Source organism: Stenotrophomonas sp. P5_B8 (assembly GCF_054049855.1).
The window spans coordinates 1-12140 of the sequence record NZ_JBFULO010000089.1; the positions used below are offsets into that span (position 1 = coordinate 1).

12 protein-coding genes are annotated in these 12140 nt (G+C 67.7%); 8 read left to right on the plus strand and 4 right to left on the minus strand.

The window, feature by feature from the left end:
* Positions 1–39: 39 nt before the first annotated feature.
* From pstB to rnt, 7 genes are all read left to right on the plus strand, one after another.
* The gene (gene pstB, locus ACXJKH_RS07310; protein ID WP_256777419.1) at positions 40–870 is read left to right on the plus strand and encodes a phosphate ABC transporter ATP-binding protein PstB; all 831 of its coding nucleotides are present in this window, start codon (positions 40–42) and stop codon (positions 868–870) included.
* A gap of 35 nt (positions 871–905) precedes the next feature.
* Positions 906–1613: a phosphate signaling complex protein PhoU gene (gene phoU, locus ACXJKH_RS07315; protein ID WP_256777420.1), complete on the plus strand. Its 708-nt coding sequence runs from the start codon at positions 906–908 to the stop codon at positions 1611–1613.
* Between the two features lie 669 nt (positions 1614–2282).
* Entirely contained in the window at positions 2283–2651 is a 369-nt protein-coding gene (locus ACXJKH_RS07320; RefSeq protein WP_457318929.1) for an HvfA family oxazolone/thioamide-modified RiPP metallophore, read from the plus strand.
* Positions 2638–3510: an HvfB family MNIO-type RiPP peptide maturase gene (locus ACXJKH_RS07325; protein WP_457318930.1), complete on the plus strand. Its 873-nt coding sequence runs from the start codon at positions 2638–2640 to the stop codon at positions 3508–3510. The genes ACXJKH_RS07320 and ACXJKH_RS07325 overlap by 14 nt, the downstream gene beginning before the upstream one ends.
* Entirely contained in the window at positions 3503–4258 is a 756-nt protein-coding gene (locus ACXJKH_RS07330; protein ID WP_256777422.1) for an HvfC family RiPP maturation protein, read from the plus strand. The genes ACXJKH_RS07325 and ACXJKH_RS07330 overlap by 8 nt, the downstream gene beginning before the upstream one ends.
* Before the next feature lie 23 nt (positions 4259–4281).
* On the plus strand, positions 4282–4791 hold the full coding sequence (locus ACXJKH_RS07335; RefSeq protein WP_256777423.1) for an HvfX family Cu-binding RiPP maturation protein: 510 nt from the start codon (positions 4282–4284) through the stop codon (positions 4789–4791).
* A 40-nt stretch (positions 4792–4831) separates the two neighbouring features.
* Positions 4832–5485: a ribonuclease T gene (rnt, locus tag ACXJKH_RS07340; protein ID WP_457318931.1), complete on the plus strand. Its 654-nt coding sequence runs from the start codon at positions 4832–4834 to the stop codon at positions 5483–5485.
* A gap of 76 nt (positions 5486–5561) precedes the next feature.
* Here rnt and ACXJKH_RS07345 read toward each other — a convergent pair whose 3' ends face one another.
* From ACXJKH_RS07345 to ACXJKH_RS07360, 4 genes are all read right to left on the minus strand, one after another.
* A complete protein-coding gene (locus tag ACXJKH_RS07345) occupies positions 5562–5816 on the minus strand; it encodes a hypothetical protein (protein ID WP_457318932.1) in 255 nt (84 codons plus the stop codon).
* Positions 5817–5886: 70 nt separating this feature from the next.
* Entirely contained in the window at positions 5887–8910 is a 3024-nt protein-coding gene (locus ACXJKH_RS07350) for a two-component regulator propeller domain-containing protein (RefSeq protein WP_457318933.1), read from the minus strand.
* Positions 8911–9063: 153 nt separating this feature from the next.
* Positions 9064–10467, minus strand: a complete 1404-nt coding sequence (locus ACXJKH_RS07355) for an ATP-binding protein (RefSeq protein WP_457318934.1) — start codon at positions 10465–10467, stop codon at positions 9064–9066.
* The gene (locus ACXJKH_RS07360; protein WP_256777427.1) at positions 10464–11192 is read right to left on the minus strand and encodes a response regulator; all 729 of its coding nucleotides are present in this window, start codon (positions 11190–11192) and stop codon (positions 10464–10466) included. The genes ACXJKH_RS07355 and ACXJKH_RS07360 overlap by 4 nt, the downstream gene beginning before the upstream one ends.
* Before the next feature lie 201 nt (positions 11193–11393).
* On the opposite strand from ACXJKH_RS07360, the gene ACXJKH_RS07365 reads away from it, so the two are divergent.
* On the plus strand, positions 11394–12140 hold a 747-nt coding region (locus ACXJKH_RS07365; RefSeq protein WP_457318935.1), incomplete at its 3' end, for an efflux RND transporter periplasmic adaptor subunit.

The window sequence follows — 12140 nt, forward strand, 5'->3', positions numbered from 1 at the left end:
ACCGTATCTCCAATGACTGACCTCTCCGCGGACCTCGCCATGAATGATCTCTCCAACGCCGTGCCGATGCAGCGCATCGTGGTGCCGGCCTCGCATCAAAGCCTGCAGACCCCGGCGCCGATCAAGCTGGCCGCGCGTGGACTGGACTTTTACTACGACAAGTTCCACGCACTGAAGAACATCGCGTTGGAAATCCCGGAAAAGCGCGTCACCGCGCTGATCGGCCCGTCYGGCTGCGGCAAGTCCACCCTGCTGCGCATCTTCAACCGCATCTACGCGCTGTACCCGAAGATGGAAGCGCGCGGCGAGGTGCTGCTGGACGGGGAGAACATCCTCTCGCCCAAGTACCCGATGAACCGCCTGCGCAGCAAGGTCGGCATGGTGTTCCAGAAGCCGGTGCCGTTCCCGATGACCATCTTCGAGAACGTCGCCTACGGCATCCGCCACCACGAAAAGCTGTCCAAGGCCGACATGACCGTGCGCGTCGAACAGGCACTGCGCCAGGGCGCGCTGTGGGACGAGGTCAAGGACAAGCTCAACCAGAGCGCGCTGGGCCTGTCGGGTGGCCAGCAGCAGCGCCTGTGCATCGCCCGCGCCGTGGCCCTGCGCCCGGACGTGCTGCTGCTCGACGAGCCGACCTCGGCGCTGGACCCGATCTCCACCAGCCGCATCGAGCAGCTGGTCGAAGAGCTCAAGCACGATTACACCATCGTCATCGTCACCCACAACATGCAGCAGGCCGCGCGCGTGTCCGACTACACCGCCTTCATGTACCTGGGCGACCTGATCGAACACGACCGCACCGAAGTGATCTTCTCGCAGCCCAACAAGCAGCAGACCGAAGACTACATCACCGGCCGCTTCGGCTGATCCCGGCCCGCCCACGAACCTCTGGATAGAACCGCATGAGCATTCCCAACGACCACATCGTCAAGAGCTACGACGAAGAGCAGCAACGCCTGGTGGCCGAGATCGTGCGCATGGGCGAGATGGCCGTCGCCCAGCTCGAGGCGTCCATGGACGTCATCGAGAAGCGCGACGACCACGCCGCCCATCGCATCATCGCCAACGATGAAGCGATCGACGCACTGGAACAGCAGATCAGCCACGACGTGATGCGCCTGGCGCTGCGTGGCCCGATGGCCCGCGACCTGCGCGAGATCCTCGCCGGCCTGCGCATCCCGGCCGATATCGAGCGTATCGGCGACTACGCCGCCAACGTGGCCAAGCGCTCGATCGCGCTGAGCAAGGTGCCGCCGCTGCCGCAGATCGAAGGCCTGCGCTCGCTTGGCCGGCTGGCCGCCGAGCAGGTTCGCCGCGCCATCCAGGCCTACCGCGACAACGACGCCGCCGCTGCCCTGACGCTGCGCGATGACGACGCGCGCCTGGACGCGCAGTACACCGCGCTGTTCCGCGAGCTGCTGACCTACATGATGGAAGACCCGCGCAACATCACCCCGTGCACGCACCTGCTGTTCATGGCCAAGAACCTGGAGCGGGTGGGCGACCATGCCACCAACATCGCCGAGAACGTCTGGTTCCTGGTGCACGGCGAGCAGGTCCTTCCGCCGCGCGAAAAGCGCGACGAAACCAGCAGCACCGATCACGTCTGAGTTCTCCCGCTGCAACAACAGCAAAAGCCGCTGCCTTCGGGTGGCGGCTTTTTTTGTCTTTCTCCCCTATGCGGAGCAAGCAGAAGCGTGCTTTGACCCTGTCCGGGCGCGGCAGTCGGTGGATCGGGCGCTGGGCAAAATATAGGAGGAGGCCGCCACGCGGCCAGGGGACATTTGCGCCAGGGGCCTGCCGGCCGCCACGGGGCTCTCACGCGCGCGACAGACCCGAGCGAAGACACAGCCCGATGCACACGTCGCGGGCACTGCCCGTCCGCACCCGTAGCATCGTCCTCAGGCTGCGACGGCCCTTGCACCAAGATGTTCCCCTCCGATGGGAGAAGCACCTTTATGKGTCTTTCTCCCGTCCAGATGGCAAGCATGGAGCGCGCCCTGCACCTTCCCGCCAGAGTCTTTGGAACAGCACGGTTCCCCGCCGGGGGAGAACAACCTTGTTTCTCGCGGAAGGCAGAATGCTGCTGGTGGTCCCTTCAGCGCGTGCCGGTTCACGGGCGGCATCGCAGGCTGCGCCTTCCGCAACAAATTGTATTCACCGATTGTTGAACTGCATGGGAGGATTCGTTGAGGGTTCGCAGGACATGATCCATCCAGGCGCTGCACCTGCGGCTCCATTCCGGGCCACTGGCTCACCACCAAAGGAGTTCCGTTTCGATGACCAAATCCACCCGTTCGATGTCCCTGCTGGCCGCCACCGCGTTGGCCGCTGGCCTGGGCGCCACTGCATCAGCGTCCGCGTTGAGCATGACCGACCTGGCCCAGGGCTACCTCGTTGCCGGCCAGGCCGCGACCAAGGCCGCCGAAGGAAAGTGCGGTGAAGGCAAGTGTGGCGCCCATGGCGACAAGACCGGCACCCAGGCCGCTGACAAAACGGCCACCGTAACCGGCGCCAAGGCCGCCGAAGGCAAGTGCGGCGCCGACAAGGGCAAGGGCACCGAGGCCGAGGCCAAGACCAAGGCCGCCGGCGACAAGAAGGCCGCGGAAGGCAAGTGCGGCGAAGGCAAGTGCGGTGCCAAGCACTGACCCCATCGCCCCGGGCATGCACCGGTCGCCGCTGCCTGCGGCGGCGACCGGGCTGGGCCTGCGCCGCGCACTGCTGCAGACCCTGCGTGATGCCCCGGCCGGCGACCTCGACTTCCTCGAATGCGCCCCGGAAAACTGGATTGGCGTGGGCGGCCCTGCCGGGGAGGCCCTGGCCGACCTCGCCCAGCGCTACCCGCTGAGCTGCCACGGCCTGTCCCTGTCGCTGGGCAGCACCGCGCCGCTGGACACCCGATTGCTTGCACAGGTGGGCCGGTTCCTCGACCAGCACCGGGTACCGCTTTACAGCGAGCACCTCAGCTACTGCAGCGACGATGGCCACCTTTACGACCTGCTGCCCATCCCCTTCACTGACGAAGCCGTGCACCACACCGCCGCACGCATCGCCCGCGTGCAGGATGTCCTGGGCCGGCGCATCGCGGTGGAAAACGTCTCCTATTACCTGGCACCGGAACCGGCCATGGACGAACTGGCCTTCACCAACGCCGTGCTGGCCGAAGCCAATTGCGACCTGCTGCTGGACGTCAACAACGTCTACGTCAACGCCTGCAACCATGGCTACGACGCCGACGCGTTCATCGCCGGCCTGCCCGCCGAGCGCATCGTCTGCCTGCACGTGGCCGGCCACCTGGACGAAGCTGCGGACCTCAAGATAGACACCCACGGCAGCGCCGTGATCGATCCGGTCTGGGACCTGCTGGCCCGCACCTACGCGCGCATCGGTGCACGCCCCACCCTGCTCGAACGCGATTTCAACTTTCCGCCCTACCCCGAACTGCGCGACGAATTGCGCACCATCCGCCAGCTGATGGCCGCGCACGCAGGAGCCCACCATGAGTGACGCACCGGCCCGCCTGCACGCCCAACAGCGGGCACTCACCACCCACCTGCGCGACCCGGCACAGGTGGCTCCGCCCGCCGGGCTGGACGCACGGCGCTTGGCGGTCTACCGGCGGTTGGTGTTCAACAACCTGCTGGGCCTGCTGGGCACCGGCTTTCCGGTCTGCGTGCAGCTGCTGGGCGATCCCGAGTGGACCGTGCTGGTAAGGCGCTTCGTGGCCGAACACCGCGCGCAGACCCCGCTGTTTACTGAACTGGCCGCCGAGTTCGTGCAGTGGCTGCAGGTCCAGCCGACGCTGCCACACCCGGCGCTGGCCGAACTGGCGCACTACGAGTGGGTGGAAACCGCGTTGTACCAGCTCGATGCCCAGCCGCTGCCGGCCACGCCCGGGCTGGACCCGATGCACGTCCCCCTGCTGCGCTCGCCGTTGGCGTGGCCGCTGCTGTACCACTGGCCGGTGCACCGGCTGGGCAGCGACGACGCTCCCCACACACCAGGTGACGACCCCACCGGGCTGCTGGTGCGGCGTGACCCGGATGGGCAGGTGCGTTTTGCGACCATCAGCCCGATGGCCGCGCACTTGCTGGAACAGATCGGCCAGCAGCCCGGCCATGCCGGCACGTGGCACCTGCAGCAACTTGCACGCGCCCACGGCCTGCCCGCCGATGCGCTGCTCGCCCCCGGGTCAGCATTGCTGCACCAGTTCCAGGACAGCGGCGTGATCGGCCCGGCCCCTCCCGCTTCTTGATCCCCCAACCAAGGATTCCGTTGATGAAGACACCGTATCTGGCCGCCCTGCGCGGCCGGCTGGACCCGCTCGGCCCGTGGATTGCCCCGCTTGGCCTGCGCCTTCTGCTGGCTTGGGAGTATTTCGAATCCGGCCGCGAGAAACTGCACGGCAGCAACTGGTTCGGCGAGCTGCAGCAGGCGTTCCCGTTTCCCTTCGACCAGGTACCGGCCAGCGTCAACTGGCAGCTGGCCACGTGGTTCGAACTGGTGGGCGCGGCCTGCCTGCTGGTCGGCCTGGGCACGCGCATGGCCGCCAGCAGCCTGCTGGTTCTGACCGTGGTGGCCACCGCCGCCGTGCATTGGCCCATGCACTGGGACGGGCTGGGCGAGTTGGCCATGGGTTATGCCATTACCGACCAGGGCTTTGGCAACTTCAAGCTGCCCGTATTGTTTATGGCCATGCTGCTGCCGCTGGTCCTGCAAGGGGCCGGCCCGCTGAGCCTGGACCGGTTGCTGCAGCGCTGTTTGGCACGCACGCCTTCGCTGGCCTGAGCGCGGGAGGCGTACAGTCCCCCTCTGCTAGAATCGCCGCATGACAGATGCCGCCTTGCCCCCCACCGCCGYTCCGGCGCCTGCTGCCCCGGCAGTGAACCTGGCCATGTCCCAGCGCTTCCGCGGCTTCCTGCCGGTAGTGATCGACGTGGAGACCGGTGGCTTCGACTGCAACCGTAATGCGCTGCTCGAAATCGCCGCCGTGCCGATCGAAATGGACGACAACGGCCTGCTCTACCCCGGCCAGACCGCCAGCGCCCACGTGATTCCGGCCGAAGGGCTCGAGATCGACCCGAAGTCGCTGGAGATCACCGGCATCATCCTGGACCACCCGTTCCGCCTGGCCAAGTCTGAAAAGGACGCGCTGGACCACATCTTCGCCCCGGTCCGCGCGGCAGTGAAGAAATACGGCTGCCAGCGCGCGATCCTGGTCGGCCACAACGCGCACTTCGACCTCGGCTTCGTCAATGCCGCGGTCAACCGCGTGGGCCACAAGCGCAACCCGTTCCATCCCTTCAGCGTGTTCGACACGGTCACCATGGCCGGCATCGCCTATGGCCAGACCGTGCTCGCGCGTGCGGCCGCCGCCGCAGGCCTGGGCTGGGACGCCGACGAGGCACACAGCGCGGTGTACGACACCGAGCAGACCGCCAAGCTGTTTTGCACCATCGCCAACGCGTGGCCGCGACCGTAGAGCCGACCGTTGGTCGGCTGCTCTCAAGCGCGGCACATACCCCCCGAAGGTAGAGCCGACCGTTAGTCGGCTGCTCTCAAGCGCCAGCCGCCTGCACACCACCCATCGCGTGCAGCCGACCAACGGTCGGCTCTACCGAGGTATCGATCATCGCGTGCAGCCGACCAACGGTCGGCTCTACCGATGTGTCGATCATCGCGTGCAGCCGACCAACGGTCGGCTCTACCGATGTATCGATCATCGCGTGCAGCCGACCAACGGTCGGCTCTACCGGGGTATCGATCATCGCGTGCAGCCGACCGACGGTCGGCTCTACCGGGGTGTCGATCATCGCGTGCAGCCGACCAACGGTCGGCTCTACCGGGTGTCGATCATCGCGCGCAGCCGGCCAACGGTCGGCTCTACCCGATCGCGGTGCGGTCGCGCCCCTCGCTCTTGGCCCGGTACAACGCGCGATCGGCGCGCTGATACAGCAGCATCGGGGTGCGGTCGGCCGCATCCAGCTCGACCAGGCCGGCACTGAAGGTCACCTTCAGGCCGGGCACGCCGGCCCAGTCCGGATGGTCATGGAACAGCCCGCGCAGGCGTGCGCAGACCTGCGCCGCTTCGGCCAGCCGGGTGTCATTGAGCAGCAGGGTGAACTCTTCGCCGCCGGTACGCGCCGGCATGTCCGAGTCGCGGCAGGCCGAGGCGATCACCCGCGCCACTTCCACCAGCACCAGGTCGCCGACGCTGTGGCTGTGCTGGTCGTTGACCTCCTTGAAGTGGTCGATGTCCAGGACCACCAGGCACAACGGATGGCCGCTGCGCTGGGAGCGGGCGAAATCGCGCGCCAGCGCTTCGTCGAACGCGCGCCGGTTGGGCAGCCCGGTCAACGCATCCTCGCGCGCCTGCCGCCCGAACTGCTCGGCCTGCACCGCCAGCCGGTCGGCCAGCTCGGTTTTTTCCTGGTTCAAGGCCTGCAGGTTGACCGTCTGCGCCTGCAGGTCGCGCGTGGCCTCGTCGACCATCCGCGCCAGGCGGATGTTGCTGGCCTTGTAGCGGTTGATCAGATAGCGGTACAGCGCGATCAGCCCGGCCACCAACAGCAGCACGCCGATCAGCTGCACCGTGCGCCGCTGCCACAGGAACGGTTCAACGGTGAACTCCCATACCGCCTCGCTGTCGCTCCAGCTGCCGCCGGGATGCGCCGCGGACACGTGCAGGGTGTAGTTGCCCGGCGGCAGGCCGACGAATTCGACGCTGCGCTGCTGGCCGCGTTCGATCCAGCCATTGTCCAGCCCGGTCAGCTTGGTGCGGTAACGGATCCGCTCGGACATCAGGTAGCTCAGGCCCACATAGCTCACGCTGAGTCGACGCCCGCCAGGGATGCTGTTGTGGTCGCTGCCCTGCCAGTGCAGCGGCTTGCCATCGACCAGTACGTTCTCGATCACCGCCGGGGGTGCCAGCCGCTCGCGGAAGCGCTGCAGACGCAGCGGGTCGACGGTGCTCAGGCCGCCGGCGGTGACCACCCAGAACGTGCCGTCCTGGCGCAGGATCGCCGACGGCCCGGAGCTGCCGTTGGCCTGCGAGTTGGCCATGCCATCGATCTCGTTGTAATGCTCGACCTCGATCCGCTGGGCACGGCCATCGGCGACCTGGTTGAGCATGTCCATGTCGGTGCGCAGGACCCCGCGGTTGCTGCTGATCCAGACGTTGCCGACCCGGTCGGGCACCAGTTGGAACACCGTGTCCACCGGCATGCCCTGCTCCAACCCGACCCGCGCCAGCGTGCCGTCCTCCCAGCGGTACAGGCCACGGTCGCTGCTGATCCACATCGCATCGTCGATCTGCTGGAAGCCGAACACGCTGCGGCCACCGCCCAGCGGGGCCAGGTCGATGCTCTGCACGCGATCACCGCGCAGCACCTTGATCCCTTCGATGGTGCCGATCCACAACGCGCCATCGGCGTCGTGTGTCATCGCAGTGATCAGCCCACCGGGCATTCCGGGCATGTCGGGCACGTGCACGCCGTTGCCGTCGATCCGCACCACACCCTTCTGGGTGCCGGCCCACACCGCGCCGGCGCGGTCCACGCTCATCGCGCGGATGTTGCCGCCCGGCAGCCCGTCGGCGGCGCCGTAGATCCGCCGCGTGCGGCCCTGTGCATCCAGCCGGAACACGCCATCGCCGAAGGTGCCTACCCACAGGTCGCCGTCATGGTCCTGGGCCAGGCTCAGCACCGAAGGCGTCTTTCCGCCGCTGTTGTGCAATGCAACCGGTACGAACCGGCCCTGCGCATCGCGACGGTCCAGGCCGTTGGCGCTGCCGATCCACAGTTGCCGATTCTGGTCTTCCAGCACCGTGCGTACGTAATCGCCACTGAGTCCATCGCGCTCGGTGAAGCTGCTGAACAAGGTTTCGCGCAGGCGGTACAAACCGCCGTTGGCGCCCACCCAGATGCTGCCCTCGGCATCTTCGCGCAGGCTCACCACCCGTCCGCCCGGCAGCGACAACCCGTTCGGCAGGCGCTCCAGCCCGTGCCGCGACAAACGCAGCAGTCCCTGGTTCTCGGTACCCAGCCACAGGTCGCCATGCCGGTCCTGCAGCATCGCGGTGATATGCATCACCCCGGGCAGGCGGTGCTGCAACTGCGGCAGCCCATCCTGCATGCGGTAGACGCGCTCGCCGGCGACGATCCACATCACCCCGTCCGGGGCGCGGTATGGCCAGACCAGGCCACGGCCCAGCCCGAAACTCTCCGGCGCGCGCCGCAGCACGCCGTCGTTGTCGCGCACCACCAGCCCGTCCAGCGTGCCCACCCAGACCCGGTCCTGCGCGTCCACCACCAGCTTGGTGAAGCTCATCGCCATCGGCACGTCGGCCGGCGGCTTCTGGTACTGGAAGGTCCCGTCCGGGCCGAGGCTGCCGATGCCCTGGCCTTCATACAGCAGCCACAGCCGCCCATGGCTGTCCATCTGCATCGCCTGGATCAGCACCTCCGGCGCGCCCGGTGCGTGTTCGAACACCTGCCAGCGTCCATCCGCGCCACGCCGGGTGACGTTGCCGCGCGAGTCGCTGATCCACAGCGCACCGGCACGGTCGACGAACAGCGCGCCAACACCGTTGTCGCGCAGGCCCGGCTTGGTGCTGCGGTCGAACACGGTGAAATCCAGCCCGTTGTAGCGCACCAGGCCTTCCCAGGTGGCGAACCACAAATGCCCTTCCGGGGTCTGGGCGATGTCGCGCAGCGAGTTGTGCGGCAGGCCGTTGCGCGAGGTCCACACATCGGTGGCGTAATCGCGCAGCGGCGGCGGGCCGTCCTGCGCCGACAGCGGCCACGGCAGTGCGCAGCACAGGCACAGCCACAACAGGGCTGCGCCGAGACGCCGATGGACACTGCGTTGTACCGGCCGCCACCGGCTACCGCACCCCGCTTGGCTCATCCGTTAGGACCAGCCAGGAAACGGGCGGGAGGCCGTGCGACGGGCGGCGGTGCACTGGACTTGCAACCGACGGGGAAAGGCGCGCTCATGCGAAAGTAAGCGGGTGGGGTTGCCCATAGTAGGCAAAACCACGCCGCTTTGTGTCGAGAGCGCTCAGGCAGGACGGCTGCCCGCCGCGCGCAGGCTCGCCGGCCACTCCACCACCGCCTCCAGCCCGCCCAGCGGATGGTTGCGCAGCGCCAGCCGCGCGCCATCCTTTTCGGCCAGCGCCCGCGCGATGGTCAGGCCTAGGCCGGCGCCGCCGGTTTCGCGCGAGCGCGAGGTCTCCAGCCGCACGAACGGGTCGAACACCGCCTCCAGCTCGTCGTCTGCCAGGCCGGGTCCCCGGTCGCGGATGCGCACCACCACCTTGTCCGCGTCCTGCTCCACGCTGACCCGCGCCGACTGGCCGTAGGTCACCGCGTTGTCCACCAGGTTGGAAAACAGCCGATGCATAGCCAGCGGCCGCAGCATCAACACCGCGCCGCTGGGCTCGTCGAAACGCACGTCGGCGCCGGCTTCCACGGCGTCTTCGACGATGCTCTCCAGCAGCGAATCCAGGTCCAGCGCTGCACGTTGCTCGGCACTTTCGGCACTGCGCGCCAGCTCCAGGCCCTCGCGGATCAGCGCCTGCATCGCGGCCAGGTCGCCGATCAGGCGCTCGCGCAGGGCGTCATCGGTGACGTTCTCCAGGCGCAGGCGCAGCCGGGTGACCGGCGTCTGCAGGTCGTGGGTGATCGCCGCCAACATCTGGGTGCGCTCGCCGAGGTGCCGCTGCAGGCGTTTCTGCATCGCGTTGAAAGCTTCGGCGGCGCGCTTGACCTCCAGTGGCCCGGTCACCGGCATCGGCGCGCCCTGCAGGTCGTCGCCCAGCGCGGCGGCCGCCGAGGCAAGCCGCTGCAATGGCGCACTGGCCATCCGCGCAACCACGTAGGCCAGCACCGCGATGGCCATCACCAGCAGGGTCAGGAACAGCGGGTCCACCGCCAGGATGCCGTTGTGCGCCACCGCCGGCGAGTCCAGCGCCAGCTGCAGCGGCGTGCCATCGCTCAGGCGCAGCGCCACCATCCGGCACTTGGGCGGGATGAAGGCCGGATCGCGCTCGCGCGGTGGGCCGTTGCGCGGTTTCTTCGGGTGCGGCAGTTCGGGCAGACGCGGCAGGCACGAACGGAACGAGGTAAAGGCGACCTGGCTGCTCGACACCGGCCCCGGCCGGTCATCCAGGACCTCCATCAGCGCGGCATCCGGCGGACCTACCCGTGCGCCCGGCGGCAGCCGCCGCACGCTCGGACCACCGCTGTCGAGCAGGCGATCGCGCAGCTCGGGATTGCCATCGAGCATGTTGACGAAGCCCTGCAGGCGGTCGGCGATGCGGTTGAGATTCTGCCGCTCGAACTCCTGCTGGCGCTTGGCGCTGGCCAGCATGGTCGCGCCGATCGCCGCCACGCTCATGCCCAGCAGCAGGATCAGGAACAGGCGCCCGACCATCGAGGCGAAGAACCGACCCAGGCGTTTCATTCCAGGGTAACTGCCGTGGCCAGCACATAGCCTTCGTTGCGCACGGTCTTGATCAGCCCATCGCTGCCACCGTCATCGGCCAGCTTGTTGCGCAGCCGGCTGACCTGCAGGTCGATCGCCCGATCCTGCGATTCATAGCTGCGGCCACTGCTCAGCGCCACCAGCTGTTCGCGCGACAGGACCTTGTTGGCATGCCCGACAAACACCCGCAGCAAGCGGAACTCCGCCCCGGACAGCACCACCACGCGGCCATCGGGATCGAGCAGGTGGCGATGCTCCAGGTCGAAGATCCACTGCGAGAAGCGTGCCCGGCGAATCGCCAGCGGCTCCAGATTGGCCGGCAGCGCTTCGGTACGGCGCAGCACGTTGCGGATGCGCGCCAGCAGCTCGCGCGGCTCGAACGGCTTGCCGAGGTAATCGTCGGCGCCCATCTCCAGGCCCAGCACGCGGTCGATCGGCTCGCTGCGTGCGGTGAGCATGATCACCGGCGTGCTCGACCGCGCGCGCAGATCGCGACACAGGGTCAGGCCATCTTCGCGTGGCAGGTTGAGGTCGAGYACGATCAGGTCCACGTGCTCGCGCTCGAGGACCTGGCGCATGGCCTGGCCATCGCTGGCGGTACTGACCTGGTAGCCGGCGCGGCCAAGTTGTTCGGCCAACAGCTGGCGGATGTCGTGGTCGTCGTCGACGATCAGCAGTCGATGCATCGGATTGGGAGTCTCCATGCGGCCATGATCCCCTGTCGGGAGCTGAACCGCATCCAGTGGTTTGCGTACGCATGTTTCAAAGCAGGCAACAGACACACGGCGACATACAAAAGCAGGCCTTTGGTTACGCCCCGACACAGGGCGAGTGTTGAGCCGCACGGGTGCGGTCTTCACAATGCTGACAACGCCGCATCCCGGCCTGCCGAGTAGACGATCATCGTGAAGCCCCGCCTGCCCATCACCCGTCGCGGCCGCGTGCTGCTGTTGATCGCCGTTGTCGTCGTGCTGGCTGCGATTGTCGCATGGTACCTGCGCAAGCCGACCGCCCCGACCCTGGCCACCACCCCGGTCGGCCGTGGCGACATCGAGCAGACGGTAGAGGCCACCGGGGTGATCGATGCCTACAAGCTGGTCAGCGTGGGCGCGCAGGCCTCCGGCCAGATCAAATCGCTGCGGGTGCAGCTGGGCGATACGGTCAAACAAGGCGACCTGATCGCCGAGATCGATGCCACCACCCAGCAGAACCAGGTGCTCAACGCCGAGGCCACGCTGGACCAGGTCAAGGCGCAGCGCGCGGTGCAGCAGGCCAGCCTGCGCGAGGCCGAGCTKGAATTCGCGCGGCAGCAGCAGATGCTGGCCGCCGAAGCGACCTCGCGGGCCGAATACGACGCCGCCGACGCCAAGCTGAAAACCGCCCGCGCGCAGATCCAGTCCTACGATGCGCAGATCAAGGGCAGCGAAACCGAGCTGGGCACCGCCCGCGCCAACCTGGCCTACACCCGCATCACCGCGCCGATGGACGGCACCGTGGTGGCGGTGGTCGCCGAAGAGGGCCGCACCGTCAACGCCAACCAGACCGCACCGACCATCGTGATGCTGGCGCGGCTGGACCTGGTCACAGTCAACGCCGAAGTTTCCGAAGCCGACGTGGTCAAGATCAAGGCCGGCATGCCGGTGTACTTCACC